Source organism: Mycolicibacterium novocastrense (assembly GCF_001499835.1).
Taxonomy (GTDB): domain Bacteria; phylum Actinomycetota; class Actinomycetes; order Mycobacteriales; family Mycobacteriaceae; genus Mycobacterium; species Mycobacterium novocastrense.
This window is the reverse complement of the sequence record NZ_LQIH01000065.1, coordinates 122,026-138,584: the sequence shown is the minus strand read 5'-3', so window position 1 is coordinate 138,584 and position 16,559 is coordinate 122,026. Positions and strand designations below refer to the sequence as shown.

14 protein-coding genes and 1 pseudogene are annotated in these 16,559 nt (G+C 67.6%); 9 read left to right on the top strand and 6 right to left on the bottom strand.

Going from position 1 to position 16,559, the window contains the following annotated elements; genetic code table 11:
* Positions 1-12: 12 nt before the first annotated feature.
* A complete protein-coding gene (locus AU072_RS26095) occupies positions 13-792 on the top strand; it encodes an enoyl-CoA hydratase/isomerase family protein (protein ID WP_064416429.1) in 780 nt (259 codons plus the stop codon).
* Here AU072_RS26095 and panB read toward each other — a convergent pair.
* The gene (gene panB / locus AU072_RS26090; protein WP_064416428.1) at positions 789-1,625 is read right to left on the bottom strand and encodes a 3-methyl-2-oxobutanoate hydroxymethyltransferase; all 837 of its coding nucleotides are present in this window, start codon (positions 1,623-1,625) and stop codon (positions 789-791) included. The two genes, AU072_RS26095 and panB, sit on opposite strands and share 4 nt — an antisense overlap.
* A gap of 160 nt (positions 1,626-1,785) precedes the next feature.
* On the opposite strand from panB, the gene AU072_RS26085 reads away from it, so the two are divergent.
* The 3 genes from AU072_RS26085 (at position 1,786) to AU072_RS26075 (ending at position 5,472) form a co-directional block, all read left to right on the top strand.
* On the top strand, positions 1,786-3,177 hold the full coding sequence (locus AU072_RS26085; RefSeq protein WP_064416427.1) for a WS/DGAT/MGAT family O-acyltransferase: 1,392 nt from the start codon (positions 1,786-1,788) through the stop codon (positions 3,175-3,177).
* A 45-nt stretch (positions 3,178-3,222) separates the two neighbouring features.
* On the top strand, positions 3,223-4,740 hold the full coding sequence (locus AU072_RS26080) for an alpha/beta hydrolase (protein ID WP_064416426.1): 1,518 nt from the start codon (positions 3,223-3,225) through the stop codon (positions 4,738-4,740).
* A gap of 120 nt (positions 4,741-4,860) precedes the next feature.
* Positions 4,861-5,472: a GNAT family N-acetyltransferase gene (locus AU072_RS26075; protein ID WP_064416425.1), complete on the top strand. Its 612-nt coding sequence runs from the start codon at positions 4,861-4,863 to the stop codon at positions 5,470-5,472.
* A 178-nt stretch (positions 5,473-5,650) separates the two neighbouring features.
* Here the strand turns inward: AU072_RS26075 and AU072_RS28105 are convergent.
* The 5 genes and pseudogenes from AU072_RS28105 to AU072_RS26050 all read right to left on the bottom strand — a co-directional run.
* Positions 5,651-5,773, bottom strand: a pseudogene (locus AU072_RS28105) (TetR/AcrR family transcriptional regulator); the annotation flags it as partial.
* 30 nt (positions 5,774-5,803) lie between these two features.
* On the bottom strand, positions 5,804-6,592 hold the full coding sequence (locus AU072_RS26065) for a hypothetical protein (protein ID WP_174523689.1): 789 nt from the start codon (positions 6,590-6,592) through the stop codon (positions 5,804-5,806).
* A 90-nt stretch (positions 6,593-6,682) separates the two neighbouring features.
* Positions 6,683-7,285 carry a TetR/AcrR family transcriptional regulator gene (locus AU072_RS26060; protein ID WP_064416423.1) on the bottom strand — a complete coding sequence of 201 codons (603 nt, stop codon included), beginning with the start codon at positions 7,283-7,285 and terminating at the stop codon, positions 6,683-6,685.
* Entirely contained in the window at positions 7,286-8,218 is a 933-nt protein-coding gene (locus tag AU072_RS26055) for an acyl-CoA thioesterase (RefSeq protein WP_064416422.1), read from the bottom strand.
* Positions 8,219-8,256: 38 nt separating this feature from the next.
* The gene (locus tag AU072_RS26050; RefSeq protein ID WP_235629790.1) at positions 8,257-8,853 is read right to left on the bottom strand and encodes a VOC family protein; all 597 of its coding nucleotides are present in this window, start codon (positions 8,851-8,853) and stop codon (positions 8,257-8,259) included.
* Positions 8,854-8,879: 26 nt separating this feature from the next.
* On the opposite strand from AU072_RS26050, the gene AU072_RS26045 reads away from it, so the two are divergent.
* From AU072_RS26045 to AU072_RS26025, 5 genes are all read left to right on the top strand, one after another.
* Entirely contained in the window at positions 8,880-9,794 is a 915-nt protein-coding gene (locus tag AU072_RS26045; protein WP_064416420.1) for an NAD-dependent epimerase/dehydratase family protein, read from the top strand.
* Between the two features lie 5 nt (positions 9,795-9,799).
* Positions 9,800-10,939, top strand: coding sequence for a sulfotransferase family protein (locus AU072_RS26040; protein ID WP_082680658.1), 1,140 nt, complete (start codon positions 9,800-9,802; stop codon positions 10,937-10,939).
* A 12-nt stretch (positions 10,940-10,951) separates the two neighbouring features.
* A complete protein-coding gene (locus AU072_RS26035) occupies positions 10,952-12,148 on the top strand; it encodes a hypothetical protein (protein ID WP_064416418.1) in 1,197 nt (398 codons plus the stop codon).
* Between the two features lie 63 nt (positions 12,149-12,211).
* Positions 12,212-13,552, top strand: a complete 1,341-nt coding sequence (gene glnA, locus AU072_RS26030) for a type I glutamate--ammonia ligase (protein ID WP_064347333.1) — start codon at positions 12,212-12,214, stop codon at positions 13,550-13,552.
* A gap of 26 nt (positions 13,553-13,578) precedes the next feature.
* Complete coding sequence (locus AU072_RS26025) at positions 13,579-16,545, top strand: bifunctional [glutamine synthetase] adenylyltransferase/[glutamine synthetase]-adenylyl-L-tyrosine phosphorylase (RefSeq protein ID WP_064416417.1); 2,967 nt, start codon at positions 13,579-13,581, stop codon at positions 16,543-16,545.
* Positions 16,546-16,559 lie beyond the last annotated feature (14 nt).

Genomic DNA, 16,559 nt, shown 5'->3' with positions numbered 1-16,559 from the left:
TAGTGTCGCCCTGTGACCGAATACGAAACGCTGACCTTCGAGCAGAGCGGCGCCATCGCCCGCATCACGCTGAATCGGCCGGATGCCGCAAACGGCATGAACGGCACTATGACTCGTGAGCTGGCCGCCGCGGCCAAGCGGTGCGACACCGATGCGACCAAGGTCGTGGTGCTCACCGGGTCCGGCCGGTTCTTCTGCGCCGGTGGTGATTTGAAGGACTTCGCGTCGGCGCCCGACCGCGGCGCGCACCTCAAGGGCGTCGCCGACGATCTGCACCGCGCGATTTCGACGTTCGCCCGGATGAACGCGGTGGTGATCACCGCGGTGAACGGCACCGCGGCCGGCGCCGGGTTCTCACTCGCGGTCACCGGCGATCTGGTGCTGGCCGCTGAGTCGGCATCGTTCACGATGGCCTACACCCGCGTCGGGCTGAGCCCCGACGGGAGCGCCTCCTATTACCTTCCGCGGCTGGTCGGGATCACCAAGACCAAGGAACTCATGCTCACCAACCGGAGCCTGACGGCGCAGGAGGCCTCGCAGTGGGGGCTGGTGACCGAGGTGGTCCCGGACGCCGAACTGGCCGACCGGGCCTCGAAGCTGGCGGATCAGATGGCGGCCACCTCGGCCGGTTCCAACGGTGGGGTCAAGCAATTGCTGTTGGGGACGTTCGGCAACGGGCTCGAAGAGCAGATGGAACTCGAGGGACGGCTGATCGCCGCACGCGCGGTCTCCAGCGACGGCCGAGAAGGCGTCGACGCCTTCCTGGCCAAGCGCAAGCCCGAGTTCGCCTAGAAGGAGTGTTCGTCGGCGGGGAACACCCCGCTGGCCACCTCATCGGCGTACTGCTCTGCGGCGCGGCGCAATTCGGCGCCGACGTCGCCGAAGCGCTTGACGAACTTGGCGGTCTTGCCGTTGGTCATGCCCGCCATGTCCTGCCACACCAGCACCTGTGCGTCGCAGTTCGCGCCCGCGCCGATGCCGATGGTGGGGATGGTCAGCTTGCCGGTGATCTGGGTGGCCAGTTCGGCGGGCACCATCTCCATGACGACCGAGAACGCGCCGGCTTCCTGCACGGCGATCGCGTCGTGGATGGTCTGCTCGGCGGCGTCGCCGCGGCCCTGGACCCGGAAGCCGCCCAGCCCGTTGACGCTCTGCGGGGTGAAGCCGATGTGCGCCATGACCGGCATCCCGGCCGCGCTCAGCGCCGCGATCTGCTCGACCACGCGCTCGCCGCCCTCGAGCTTGACCGCATGCGCACCGGTCTCCTTCAGGAACCGGGTCGCCGTCGACAAAGCTTGGCGAGGGCCTTCCTCGTAGCTGCCGAACGGTAGGTCGGCCACGACCAGCGCGTGCGGCGCACCGCGGACGACGCCACGTACCAGGGGAATCAGCTCATCGATTGTCACGGGCACGGTGGTGTCGTAGCCATAGACGACGTTGGCGGCTGAATCGCCGACCAACAGCACCGGGATTCCTGCCTCGTCGAACACTCGGGCGGTGCTGTAGTCGTAGGCGGTGAGCATCGCCCACTTGTGGCCTTCGGCTTTCCACTTCTGCAGATGCAGGGTGCGTGTTTTGGTCCGCGGAGCGGGCGAGGCAGTCCCGTAGACGGTCTGCTCAGACATCGTTGTCCCCCAATTGGGTGGGTCGGGTCGAATCCTCGAGGCCGACATCGGTCCCCGGGTTCGCTGACGCCCCCCAGTCTGCCATTCTGTGCGCGAGATGTTAAAAGGCCTGTTAAGTGGATTTGCTCACACGCGCCCTCGCCGGGCATAGCATTCCGGCATGCAACGGCTCAGCGGGCTCGACGCCAGCTTCTTGTACCTCGAGACCGCGCAGCAGCCGCTGCATGTCTGTTCGATCCTCGAATTGGATACCTCGACGATGCCGGGCGGCTACACGTTCGACCGGTTCCGGGACGAGTTGAACCAGCGCATCAAGGCGATGCCGGAGTTCCGCGAGAAGCTGGCCGACAGCCGGTTCAACCTCGACCATCCGGTGTGGGTGGAGGACAAGGACTTCGACGTCGACCGCCACCTTCATCGCATCGGCCTGCCCGCGCCCGGCGGCCCCCGCGAGCTCGCCGAGATCTGCGGCCATATCGCGTCATTGCCGCTGGACCGCAGCCGTCCGCTCTGGGAGAAGTGGGTCATCGAGAACATCGATGGAACCGATCCGCAGGACGGCGGGCGTCTCGTGGTGATGACGAAGGTGCACCACGCGGGCGTCGACGGTGTGACCGGTGCGAGCCTGATGTCGCAGTTGTGCAGCACCGAACCCGACGCGCTACCTCCGGATCCCGTCGACGGTCCCGGCGACGCAAGCTCCCTGGAGATCGCGGTTTCCGGTGCGGTCAAGTTCGCCACCCGGCCGTTGAAGCTGGCGAGCACGCTGCCCATGACGGTCTCGTCGGTGGTCGACACGGTCCGCCGCGCCCGCTCGGGCAACTCGATGGCGCCGCCGTTCGCCGCCCCCAGGACGGTGTTCAACATGAACGTCACCGGGCACCGCAACGTCGCGTTCACGCAACTGGATCTCGAGGACATCAAGAACGTCAAGAACCACTTCGGGGTCAAGGTGAACGATGTGGTGATGGCGCTGGTCTCCGGCGTGCTGCGCAAGTACCTCGCCGACCGCGGCCAGCTGCCGGAGAACTCCCTGGTCGCGATGGTGCCGGTCTCGGTGCACGACAGGTCCGATCGACCCGGCCGCAACCAGGTGTCGGGGATGTTCTCGCGACTGGAGACCCACATCGAGGATCCGGCGGCCCGGTTGAAATCCATCGCTGAGGCGAATTCGGTTGCCAAACAACATAGTTCGGCGATCGGCGCGACCCTGCTGCAGGACTGGACGCAGTTCGCCGCCCCGGCGGTGTTCGGTGTCGCGATGCGCGTCTACGCGTCGAGTCGGCTGAGTGGCGCGCGCCCGGTGCACAACCTCGTCATCTCCAACGTCCCCGGGCCGCAGGTCCCGCTGTACTACCTGGGCTGCGAGGCCAAGGCGATGTACCCGCTCGGTCCGATCTTTCACGGGTCGGGTCTCAACATCACCGTCATGTCGCTGACCGGGTCGCTGAACGTCGGCATCGTGTCCTGTCCGGAACTGCTGCCCGACCTGTGGGACATGGCCGACGACTTCGCCGCGGCGCTCGACGAGTTGTTGGCCGCCACGCGATAGCGCCCTAGCCAGCGGCGATGAGGGTCCATGGCAGCATGTTGAGCCATGAACGCCAAGATCGGGGTCATCGCCACCACTGTGCTGCTCGCGGCCACCGGATGCAGCCAATTGGTGGACGGCCGCGCCGTCGTCGCGGTGCCGCCGCCTGGCACCCCGATCGAATGGGTCAAATGCCAGTCGGACCAGTCCGACGAGTCGCGGATTCCCGCCGACGCCGAATGCGGCATGCTGTCGGTCCCGGTCGACTACGACCAGCCCGACGGTGACGTCGCCCGTCTCGCGATGATCCGGTTCAAGGCCACCGGCGACAAGATCGGCTCGCTGATCATCAACCCCGGGGGCCCGGGGGAATCCGGTGTGGAGGCCGCAGCGAGCCTCGTCGGCTCGCTGCCCGAGTCGGTGCGGGAGCGGTTCGACCTCGTCGGCTTCGATCCACGCGGCGTCGCGAACTCCACGCCGGCGCTGTGGTGCAACTCCGACGCCGACAACGACCGGCTGCGCGCCGAGCCCCAGGTCGACTACTCGCCGGAGGGCGTCGCCGAGATCGAGAAGGAGACCAAGGAGTTCGTCGCACGCTGCGAGGACAAGATGGGCAAGGAGTTCCTCGCCAACGTCGGGACCGTCAACGTGGCCAAGGATCTCGAGGCGATGCGCGAGGCCCTCGGTGACGAGAAACTGACCTACCTCGGCTACTCCTACGGCACCCGGATCGGCGCCACATACGCCGAAAACTATCCGGACAAGGTGCGCGCGATGGTCCTCGACGGGGCGGTCGATCCCAACGCCGATCCCACCGAGGCCAACGTCCGGCAGGCCGCGGCCTTCCAGACCGCGTTCAACGACTACGCCGCCGACTGTGCGGAGAACCCGGCCTGCCCGCTGGGCACCGACCCGGCGAAGGCCAACGACGTCTACCACAGCCTGGTCGACCCGCTGGTGCAGAAGCCGCTGCGGACGCGCGACCCGCGCGGGCTGAGCTACTCCGACGCGATCGTGGGCACCATCCTGCCGTTGTACTCGCCCGACCTGTGGCGGCACCTGACGCAGGCGCTCAGCGAGATGGAGCGCGGAACCGGCGACACCATGCTCGCGCTGGCCGATCTGTACATGGGCCGCGACGCGCAGGGCCACTACAACAACTCGACCGACGTGCGCGTGGCGGTCAACTGCGTGGACAAGCCCGCGGTGACCGATCGCGCGAAGGTCGTCGAGGAGGACCGGCGGGTGCGCGAGGCGGCGCCGTTCATGAGCTACGGCGAGTTCACCGGGCACGCTCCTTTGGGCACGTGCGCGTTCTGGCCGGTCCCGCCGACGAGCGAACCGCACGAACTCGAGGTGGAGGGGTTGCCCCCGACGCTGGTGGTGTCGACGACCAACGATCCCGCCACGCCGTACCAGGCGGGTGTGGAGTTGGCCAAGCAGCTCGGTGGGACGCTCGTGACGTTCCAGGGCACCCAGCACACCGTGGTGTTCCAGGGCAACAAGTGCGTCGACGACATCGCGGCCAACTACCTCGTCGACCTGGCACTGCCGCCGGCCGACACCACCTGCTCCTCGGACTGATCAGGGTTGGACCGGTCGTGCGGCGGTCTCCTGTTGTTTTAGCCGCGCCGGCGCACGAGCCGTGTGACTCTGTAGTTTGTGGCGGCGACCGGTGGCGGCGCCCTGCGCGGGAGGTGTCAGATGGCGACCGTTGATGCCGAAGGCGCCCACCAGGCGACCGAGGACGAACGAACCGACGTGGTCGCCACCCTGGTCGCAGCGTTCGTCGAAGATCCGATCTACCGGTGGATCGTTCCCGATGACCAGCAACGACGACGCAGCGCGGAGTCGTTCTACTCGCTGCTCGTCGATGCGCATTGGTCGCATGACGGGGTGTATGCGGCCGGCAGAGGTAGCGGAGCGGCGCTCTGGTTACCGCCGAAGCGGCAACTGGTCGATGACGACAGGGCCGAAGCCTTCGGCCGCGAGCTTGTGGAAACCGCGGGGGACGAAGCCTCGTGCCGGCGACAGGCCGAACTGGCCGCCATGCTCGATGAGCACCATCCGTCGGACGCCCACTGGTATCTGGCATTCATGCGCGTACGCCCCTCGCTACGGGGCCGCGGAATCGGCAGCGCGCTTCTACAGGCGGTTCTCGCAGATGCGGATCGCCACGGCGTGCCGGCTTATTTGGAGGCGTCGTGCCCAGCCAACAAACGTCTGTACGAGCGCCACGGTTTCCAAACGGTGACGGAGCTGACGGTGGCTGACAGTCCGACCCTCTACGCGATGTGGAGACGACCGGCGGGTTAGGTCCGCACGCTCGCGGACGTGCTGGCGGCGAGCTGGGCAAGCAGTGATTCCAGGCGATCTCGCTCGATGACCGGCTGCGCGCCCGCGGCCGCACTGAGCATCAGCCCGCTGATGAGTTCACGGTCAGCAGCGCGGTCAGCGACTTCATCACGTCGGCGGCCAATTTCATGACCGAGGTGCCGACGTCGGCCGCGGTGACGGAGCGCAGTTCCGCCAGGTCCAGCTCGGCGACCCGCTCGGCGACGGCGCGGATCAGCGCGGTGCGTGTCCGGAAGTAGTACGAGGTGCTCCCCTCCGGCACACCCGCCGCACGGTCGACCCGCGGGTGGCCTTACGGAATCTCCCAGTGACCCGGAGTCCCGTCGAAGAACGGGTTCTCGAAACCCTGCACCGTGGGCAGTTTCCGCAGCTCATCCGACGGGATGCCGTAGAAGGGATTGCGAACCCCGTTGATGGTGGCCTCCGCCCTCAGCTGGACAGGGCCGATCTGTTCGCCCGGCAGTCCGAAGTAGTCGCCGACCCCCGGCACGCCCGGCCAGACGTCGGGCACAGCCCACTGCGGGATCTCCCAGTGGCCCGGTGCCTCGTCGAAGAACGGGTTCTCATAACCCTGGACGGTCCGCATCTTCTTGAGCTGTCCGGGCGGGATGTTGAAGAACGGGTTCGGCACTCCGTTGATGGTGGCCGCGTTCTTCAACTGCCCGGGCGGTATCCGAGCGCCGGGCAACCCGAAGTAGGCGTCGATGTTGGGCAGGTTCGGCTCCAGGTCCGGCAAATCGACGTCGACCGCGGGCGCCGCGACCGGCGGCAGGTCTGCCCGCGGCAGGGGCGGCACGTCGATCGGTGGCACGTTCACGTCGACGTCCGGGATGCGCGGCGCCTCGACTCGTGGAACGTCCACGTCGACTCGTGGCACCTCCACGTCGACCTTCGGGGGACGGGGTACCTCGACCCGCGGCACCTCGACCTTGGGAATCGGTGGCGGCGCCGGAATGGGGGGTATCGGCGGGGACGGGAACTTCGGGTCTGCGTGCACGACGCCCGCTCCCAAGCCGAGTGCCGTGAAGCCACCCAAGGCCCCGGCCAGGCCCAGGGAAAATGCTCTTTTCTTGAGGTTCATGGTCGCTCCTCGCATCGATTTCTGCGGCGCGACCCCCCGACAGAACGATCGGCTACCCGCGCGGTGCGTCGACGAAACCTCGATGTGTCATCAGGATCCGCTGGTGGCGATCTGGACGAGCAGAAGCTCCAGGCGCTTCCGATCGGTCACCGGCTGACGGCCGGCCGCGACACTGAGCATGAGTCCGCTGATGAACATCACGGTGAGCAGGGCCCGGTCGGCCACTGTGGACGGGTCGGCGTCAGCGGGCCGCGAGCGTTCGGCCAGCTCGCGGTGCAATGTGAGGTAGGTCTGCGAATTCGCATGGAACACAGCCGAAATCGCGGGATCGCGACTGGCCTGTAGGAGTAGTTCGATTCGCGCGCGGGTGCGGGTGAGGCCGTCGCCGGTCAGCGATTTCATCACGACGGCGGCCAATCTCGTGACCGCGGCCTGCCGGGAGGTGCCGGCGTCGGCTTCGGTGACCGAGCGCAGATCCGCCAGGTCCAGCTCGGCGACCCGCTCGGCGACGGCGCGGATCAGCGCCGTGCGCGTCCGGAAGTAGTACGAGGTGCTCCCCTCCGGCACACCCGCGGCACGGTCGACCCGCGGATGGCTCAGCCCCTTGGCGCCGTGCTCGGCGAGCAGCCCGATCGCGGCGTCGCAGAGTTCGCGACGCCGTTGCCGGCCGTCCGGGGTTCGGCGCTCGCCCATCTACTTCGCGATCGGACGGATCAGCACTTCCTGGGATGTGCTGGCCACGGTGCGGCCCGCCGCGTCACGGATGGTTCCGCGGATCAGCGCGCGGTGTCCGGTGACGGCCACCGTGTCCTGGGTGTACAGATGCCACTCGTCGAAGCGGACGGGCCGGTGCAACCACAGCGCGTGATCGAGGCTGACCGCCGCGATCGATGCGTAGTCGGCGCGATGCGGGTGATTGCGCAACGCCATGTCCAACAGCAGGTAGTCGCTCGCGTACGCCAGCATCGCGGTGTGCAGCGCGGGTTCGTCACCGACGGGGCGGGGCAATCGCATCCAATGTGACCGCGGCTCGGGCGTCTGCCTGCCACCCAGGAAATTCGTCGGCTCCGCGATGCGCATCTCCACTGCCGGCGGGACGTCGATCCAGTTCTGCGCGTTCTGTCTCAGCTGCGCGGGGACCTGGTGCACCCAGTGCTGCAGCAGCGGCATCTCCTCGGGTGCCGGGGCATGGGGCGCTCGGCGCTCGAGTTCGGGTTCGGCGGGATTGGTGTGAAACGACGCAAGGGCGGTGAGCAGGGTGCGCTCGCCCTGCGCGACGGTGACCCGGCGGGTCGCCATCGATCGTCCGTCGCGCACGGCCTCGACGGCGATGTCGACGGGTGTGTCCGAGGCGCCGGTCTGGACGAAGTAGGCGTGCAGGGAATGCGGCGCGTGCTCGTCGACGGTGCGCGACGCGGCGTAGAGCGCCTGTGCGAGCAGCTGGCCGCCGAAGATCCGGCCGAAGCGATCCCGTTCGTTGGTTGCCTGAAACCGATTGTCGCCCAACGGTGTCAAGTCCAGTGCTCGTTCGAGCGTGTCGAGGGATTCGAGCACCGCCTTCTCCAGCACCGTTCCGCGCAGCGGGCCGGACAGGTCGGTCAGCGGGTCGATCTCATCGGCGGACATCACGGGTGGATCCTGCCAGATCCTTGCCACCGTTGTCTCTAAGACTTTAGAGTCCGGGTGTGGCCTCTGGAATCTCCCGGCAGCCGGTAGCCGTCGCGGGTCATGATGCGGACCGGATCGCTGCCGTCCCATGCCGAGCAGGTTTCGGAGATGCGGCGCACCTGGTCGAGAAAGGCGGGCGGGGCCTCGACGATCTCGGTGTAGAACCCGAAATCGGCCACGGTGTCGATGTAGGCGACGCGGAAACCCCCGCCCGTGCTCTGGGCCGCAACCGGGTACCCCAGCGCCGCAAAGTGGGCCGCTTTGGCATCGTAATCCTTTGTCACTGTCGCGATTTGGTGAAACGAGCTGGTCCCGTTGCGGCTCCAGTCGGAGTAGATGCTCGGCGTCTGGCAGTGCTGCTGGATCAACTCGATTTGGACCGGGCCCGCCTGGGCCACCGCGACCTGGATGCGGACCGTGCGGATCTCACCGCCGTAGTCGGCCACTTGATCGGCGATGGGCAGCACATGAAACGGTCCCACTCCGAACACACGCGCCCAACCGGCGGCGGCCTCGAGAACGTCGTCGACGACGTGCCCGAGTTGAAAGAACCGAAAATCCCCCTCGGGCCATGGCTGTTCGAACAGATCCATGCGCACGATCATGGCATGGCCGCGCAATGCTGAGCGGGGAACGGGTTCTCATCACCGGGCCGGCCGGCCGCATCGCCTACGGCGTCGCGAAGTCGCTCGCCAAAGACAACGAAGTGTGGGGTATCGCCAGGTTCTCCGACACCGCCGCGCGCGAGGAGGTCGAGGCCCTGGGCCTGACCACCCGAAGCATCGATCTCGGCGTCGGCGACTTCGTCGATCTGCCAACGAATTTCACGTACCTCTTGCACATCGCCGCCGATTTCGGCGAAGACTACGAGCAGGGACTGCGCGTCAACGCCGAGGGAACAGGGCTGCTGCTGTCCCACTGCCGCGATGTCAAGGCCGCGCTGGTGATGTCGACGGTCACCGTCTACAAACCGCACCCCGACCCGTGGCACGCATTCCGGGAGGACGATCCGATCGGCGATGCCGGATTGCCCAGCCCGCAACCGTATTCGATCGTCAAGATCGCCGAGGAGGCCGTCGCCAGATACTGTGCGCGCGAATTCGGCATACCCACGGTCATCGCCCGGATGGGCAGCGCATACGGCGAGCGGGGCGGTCTGCCGCTGTGGCACCTGCAAGCCATCGCGGAGGGGCGACCCGTCGTGGCCCGCTGGGACCCGTTGCCGTACAGCCCGATCCACTACGACGACATCAACGCCCAGATTCCGGCGCTGCTGGACGCGGCGAGCGTTCCCGCCACCATCGTCAACTTCGCAGGCGACACCCCGGTGAGCGTCCAGCAGTGGTGCGCGTATTTCGGTGAACTTATCGGCGTGTCGCCACAGGTGGACGTGCAGCCCGTCCCCGGTGCCTCGGTCGGTTCGGTCGGCGACCACACCAAGCGAACGTCGATCACCGGGCCCTGCACGGTGGACTGGCGGGAGGGCTTCCGGGCCATGGCCGCTCACCACTATCCCGACCGCGTCGAGGCCTGACGCGCATGCGCTATCCCGATCCGCAACAGTTGCTCGACGAAGCGGTCGCCGAATGCGGGTACTCCGACTTCGGGCCCGGAGACTTCCGCGAAGGACTGGCCGTCCTGCTCGACAGCCTGGAACGCGACGGCGACCTGGACCCGGGCACAGACGCCGCGGTCATCGGCGATCTGCGGCGCAGGCTGGTCAATCGCCTCGAGGTCGAGACCTACTACCGGGCGCACCCCGAGGTCGAGGACGTCGTCATCTCCGGGCCCGTCGACATCAACGGGCTGCCACGCACCGGAACCACCGCGCTGGCCGACATGCTCTCGCTCGATCCGCAGTTCCGGTGTCTGCGGGGCTGGGAGCAATATCAGCCCGTGCCGCCGCCGGTCGCCGGCGGCGAGGCCGACGACCCGCGCAGGCAGGCATTTCTGCGGATGCACGAGGAGCGTCCTGCCGCGCAGGCCGTCATGCACATCTTCGAAGTCGACGCCACCATGGAGGACACCGAAATCCTCGGAATGGCGTTCCACGGCCAGCAGATGACCCTGCCCGTGGCGGGCTACCGATCGTGGTGGCGGCGTGCCGATCTGACCGAGACCTACGCCTACCACCGCAGGGTCGTCAAGCTGCTCGGGTCGACGTGCCCACCGGAGCTGTGGTTGTTCAAGGCGCCCCACCACAAGTTCCACCTGGAGGCGCTCGCCAAGGCCTACCCGGACATGCGGTTCGTGATGACACACCGCGATCCCGCCAAGGTCGTCCCGTCCTACACCAGCCTGGTGTCGACGATCTTCCCGCCCGCGGCGGGCGACCGGGATCTGTGCGCCCTCGGCCGCGAAGTGAGCGATCACCTGCGAGAGGGCATGGAGAACGCGATCGCCGAACGCGCACGCATCGGCGAGGACCGTTTTCTCGACGTCCATCACCGCGAGCTGGTCGCCGATCCGAGGGGCACGGTCCGCCGCGTCTACGCCTGGCTGGGCCTGGAGCTTAAACCCGCTGTCGCCGAGACGATTTTCGACTGGCAGGACACCAACGCCGTCGGCGCCAAGGGAACACACCGATACACCGCGGAACAATTCGGCCTCTCGGTCGACCAGATCCGATCCGACTACGACTTCTACATCCGGCACTTCGACGTGGCCGTGGAGGCCTGAGGAGGCTCACCTATGACCACCCTGCCGAGCTGGGACACCCAGATGGAGGCGCTCAAAGGAGTGGCTGACCACCTGCTGGCGACGTGGCGACCCGACGGCGCCTCCGAAGCCGAGATCCAGGACATGAACAAACTCGCGCTGTCGATCCTGGCGTGCGGCTACCTGTGCCACGTCTACACCGATTCGAAGCGCCCGGTGTTCATGCCGCTGTGGAACTACGCCTGCAACCAGGGCGGGCCGAACCCGGACTACGTCTACCTGACCGCCGAGGTCGACGGGTCCGGCGTCTACGAGTTGACCGGTCGACGTGGCACGGTGCGGTTCGTCGAGATCACCCAGCAGGCACCCGGAATGATGAAGAGCCTCAAGGGCGTCGAGCGGCAGATGAAGTTCCAGGCCGTCACCCACGACCTGGACGACCTGACGATCGCCGACGACGGTTCCTTCCGCGTGATCATGTCCGCCGAACGCCCCGACTCCTACGACGACGACTGGTGGCCGCTCAACCCGGAGGTGGGCAAGCTGCTGATGCGCAAATGCGCGTGCGACTGGAACACCGAGATCGACGCCCAGGTCGCCATCAACCGCCTCGACGACGGCGGCGCGGACATGTCGCCGGCCGAGATCGCGCGGCGGTTCTCGGAGCTGGGCGACTGGATCAAGGGAATGATCGACTTCGACATGGAGCTGGTCCGGTACTACCGGGAGCACCACGGCTTCAACGTGCTCCTGCGGTCGCAGTGGATTCAGCAAGGCGGTGGCCTGGCCACCAAGCAGGCCTACTACGACGGTATCCATCAAATCGCCGACGACGAGGCGTTGGTCGTCGAGTTCCCCGTGCCGGCGCACTGCTACTACTGGCAGATCCTGGTGGCCGACGACCGGTTCTCGACGGTGGACTGGGTGAACCGGCAATCCAGTCTCAACGACGTTCAGGCGCGCATCGACCCCGACGGCTGGTTCCGCGGCGTGGTGTCCAAGCTCGACCCGGGCGTGCACAACTGGCTCGACAAGGCCGACTGGCCGTGGGGCATTCTGCAGGCGCGGTTCTACAAAGCCGAGGAGTTCCCCGAGATCAAGGTCACGAAGGTGCCGGTCGCCGACGTGCTCGAGCACCTCCCGGCGGGCACCGAGGTGCTCACCCAAGACCAGCGGCGAGCCCAGCTGCGGCACCGTCGAACGGGTGCGCAGATGCGCCGCATCTGGTGATCAGCCCAACGAACGCAGCCGCCGTGTAACACCGATTTAACAGCCGGTGCCTACGCTGCGGTCATGGATCGGCAGAAGGAATTCGTGCTGCGCACGCTGGAGGAACGCGACATCCGCTTCGTCCGGCTGTGGTTCACCGACGTGCTCGGATACCTCAAGTCGGTCGCGATCGCCCCGGCCGAACTCGAGGGTGCCTTCGAAGAGGGGATCGGGTTCGACGGCTCGGCGATCGAGGGCTTCGCCCGGGTCTCGGAAGCCGACATGGTCGCCCGCCCCGACCCGTCCACCTTCCAGGTGCTGCCGTGGGCCGACGACTCCGGCCGACATCATTCGGCGCGGATGTTCTGCGACATCACCATGCCGGACGGCTCCCCGTCGTGGGCGGACTCGCGCCACGTGCTGCGCAGGCAGCTGGCCAAGGCCAGTGACCTCGGCTTTTCCTGCTACGTGCATCCCGAGATCGAGTTCTTCCTGCTCAAGCCCGGCGAGGACGACGGAACCCCGCCGGTGCCCGCCGACAACGGCGGCTACTTCGACCAGGCCGTCCACGATTCGGCACCCAACTTCCGCAGGCACGCCATCGACGCGCTCGAGCAGATGGGGATCTCGGTGGAGTTCAGCCACCACGAGGGCGCGCCCGGCCAGCAGGAGATCGACCTGCGCTACGCCGACGCGTTGTCGATGGCCGACAACGTGATGACGTTCCGCTACGTCGTCAAGGAGGTCGCGCTCGGGGACGGGGTGCGGGCGTCGTTCATGCCCAAGCCGTTCGCCGAGCATCCCGGGTCGGCCATGCACACGCACATGAGCCTGTTCGAGGGCGACACCAACGCCTTCCACAGCCCCGACGACCCGCTGCAGCTGTCCGACGTCGCGAAGTCGTTCATCGCCGGGATCCTCGAGCACGCCAAGGAGATCAGCGCCGTCACCAACCAGTGGGTGAACTCCTACAAGCGCCTCGTCCACGGCGGCGAGGCGCCCACGGCGGCGTCGTGGGGCGCGGCCAACCGCTCGGCGCTGGTGCGGGTGCCGATGTACACGCCGCGCAAGGCGTCGTCGCGCCGCGTGGAGGTGCGCAGCCCGGATTCGGCGTGCAACCCCTACCTGACTTTTGCGGTGCTGCTGGCAGCCGGGTTGCGCGGCATCGAGAAGAATTACGTGCTGGCGCCGGAGGCCGAGGACAACGTCTGGACGCTGACCTCCGAGGAGCGCATCGCGATGGGCTACAAGGAGCTGCCGGGCAGCCTCGGTGCAGCGCTCGAGCAGATGGAGACTTCCGAACTGGTCGCCGAGGCGTTGGGCGAGCACGTCTTCGACTACTTCCTGCGTAACAAGCGCGCGGAGTGGGAGAACTACCGCAGCCACGTCACACCGTTCGAGCTGAAGGCCTACCTGTCTCTCTAGGTGACTAGGCGAGATACCTTTTAGGCGTGGCCAAACCAGCGACGCAGCGTCCGAAGCTGCCGAGCGTAGGCCGGCTGGGTCTCGTCGAACCCACCGCGCCCGCGGATCTGGATCTGTTGGGCTGGACCACCGATGCGCACGTCGAGCTCCTCTGGTCGCTGTCGCGTGCCCCCGACGCCGACACCGCGCTGCGCACGATGGTCCGGCTGGCCGAGGCGCTGGGTGACGGCTGGGACGAACTCAACCGCGCCCTGCTCACCGACAAGAGCCTTCGGGGTCGGCTGTTCAGCCTGCTGGGTTCCTCGCTGGCCCTCGGTGACCACCTCGTCGCCAATCCGGAGAACTGGCGGCTGCTCGCCGGTGACGTCGCCCTGCCGACCCGCGACGCGCTGCGCGAGATGTTCGTCGCGCTGGCCGACGAAGCGCCCGACACGTCGAGCGCGCTGCAACCGCTGCGCAAGCTCTACCGAGACCGGCTGCTGGTGCTGGCCAGTTTGGACCTGGCGCCGACGGTGGAGAACGAACCGGTCCTGCCCTTCCCGACGATCGGCGAGCACCTGTCGGACCTCGCCGACGCGGCGCTGGGCGCCGCGCTGCATCTCGCGCTCAAGACGGCCGGGGGTGAATCGCCGCCGCGGATCGCGATCATCGCGATGGGCAAATGCGGTGCGCGCGAACTGAACTACGTCAGCGACGTCGACGTCATCTTCGTCGCCGAGCCCGCCGACGCGTTGGCAACCCGGGTCGCCGGCGAGCTGATGCGGTTCGCGGCCGATGCCTTCTTCGAAGTCGACGCCGCACTGCGGCCCGAAGGTAAACACGGCCAGCTGGTGCGCACGCTGGACTCCCATGTCGCCTACTACCAGCGGTGGGCCAAGACGTGGGAGTTCCAGGCCTTGCTGAAGGCGCGCCCGGCCGCGGGCGACCCCGAACTCGGTCAGGCCTACGTCGACGCCCTGATGCCGATGGTGTGGACGGCCTGCGAGCGCGAGGACTTCGTCTCCGAGGTGCAGGCGATGAGAAGGCGGGTCGAGGAACTGGTGCCCGCCGGCCAACGGTCCCGCGAGATCAAGCTGGGGACCGGCGGGCTGCGTGACGTCGAATTCGCCGTGCAGCTGCTGCAATTGGTGCACGGGCGCAACGACGAGCGGCTGCACGTCGCCTCGACGGTGTCCGCGCTGGCCGCACTCGGCGAGCGCGGCTACGTCGGGCGCGACGACGCCGCGAACCTGACCGCGTCCTACGAATTCCTGCGCCTGCTCGAGCACCGCCTGCAGTTGCAGCGGATGGTGCGCACCCACCTGCTGCCCGACGAAGACGACGACGAGTCGCTGCGCTGGCTGGCCAGGGCCGCGCACGTGCGGCCCGACGGCACCCGCGACGCGCTCGGCGTGTTGCGCGAAGAGCTCAAACGCCAGAGCCTGCGGGTGTCGCGGCTGCACGAGAAGCTGTTCTACCAACCGTTGCTGGAGTCCGTCGGGCAACCGGCACTGAGCATTTCGGACGGTATGACCCAGGCCGCCGCCGAACGGCAGCTGGCCGCGCTGGGGTACGAAGGCCCACAGAGCGCATTGACACACCTGGCCGCCCTCACGGGGAGCAGCGCCCGCCGCGGCCGCGTGCAGCAGGTCTTGTTGCCGACCCTGCTCAACTGGCTGTCGGACACCCCCGATCCCGATGCGGGGCTGCTGTCATACCGCCGCATCAGCGATGCGCTGTCCGAACAGCGGTGGTTTCTGGCGACGCTGCGCGACGAGGGAGCCGTCGCCAAGCGCCTCATGCAGGTGCTCGGCACCTCGGCCTACATCCCGGAATTGCTCATGCGGGCACCTGAGGTCATCCAGGCCTACGCCGACGGCCCCAACGGACCCAAACTGCTCGACGCCGAACCCGAGGCGGTCGCGCGGGCGCTGGTCGCCTCGGCCGCAAGGTATTCCGACCCCCAACGCGCGATCGCGGCGGCGCGCACGTTGCGCAGACGCGAGCTGGCCCGTATCGCCTCGGCCGATCTGCTGGGCATGCTCGAAGTCACCGAGGTGTGTCGCGCACTGACGTCGGTGTGGGTGGCCGTGCTGCAGGCCGCGCTGGAAGCGGTCATCCGCGCGCACACGCCCGACCGGGGGCCGCTGGCGCGGATCGCGGTGATCGGCATGGGCCGCCTCGGCGGCGGCGAACTGGGCTACGGTTCGGACGCCGACGTGCTGTTCGTGTGCGAACCCGAAGCGGGCGTTGAGGAATCGGCCGCGGTGAAATGGGCGGTGACCATCGCCGAGCAGGTGAGGTCCCTGCTCGGAACACCGAGTTCGGATCCGCCGCTGGAGGTCGACGCCAATCTGCGGCCGGAGGGGCGCAACGGGCCGCTGGTGCGCACCCTGTCCTCGTATCAGGCGTACTACGAGCGGTACGCGCAGACATGGGAAGTGCAGGCGTTGCTGCGGGCCCACCGCGTAGCGGGCGATCTGGACTTGGGGAAGCGGTTCCTGCTCATGATCGACAAGATCCGCTACCCACCCGGCGGGGTGTCGGCAGAAGCGGTGCAGGAGATCCGGCGGATCAAGGCGCGGGTGGACGCCGAACGGCTGCCGCGGGGGGCCGACCCGAACACACACACCAAACTGGGGCGCGGAGGCCTCGCCGACATCGAGTGGACGGTGCAGTTGCTGCAGCTGCGCTTCGCGCACAAGGTGCCCGCACTGCACAACACGTCGACGCTGCAGTCGCTGAACGCGATCGGCGCCGCCGAACTGATCGCCGAGGGCGACGTCGAACTGCTGCGTCAGGCCTGGCTGACCGCGACGGGAGCACGGAACGCGCTGGTGCTGGTACGAGGTAAGCCGACCGACCAACTGCCCGGCCCCGGACGCCAACTCAACGCCGTCGCGGTGGCCGCCGGCTGGGACACCGACGACGGCGGCGAGTTCCTTGACAACTACCTGCGGGTGACACGGCGGGCAAAAGCCGTTGTGCGCAAGGTCTTCGGTGGCGAGACATAGAGGATAGGCACAGC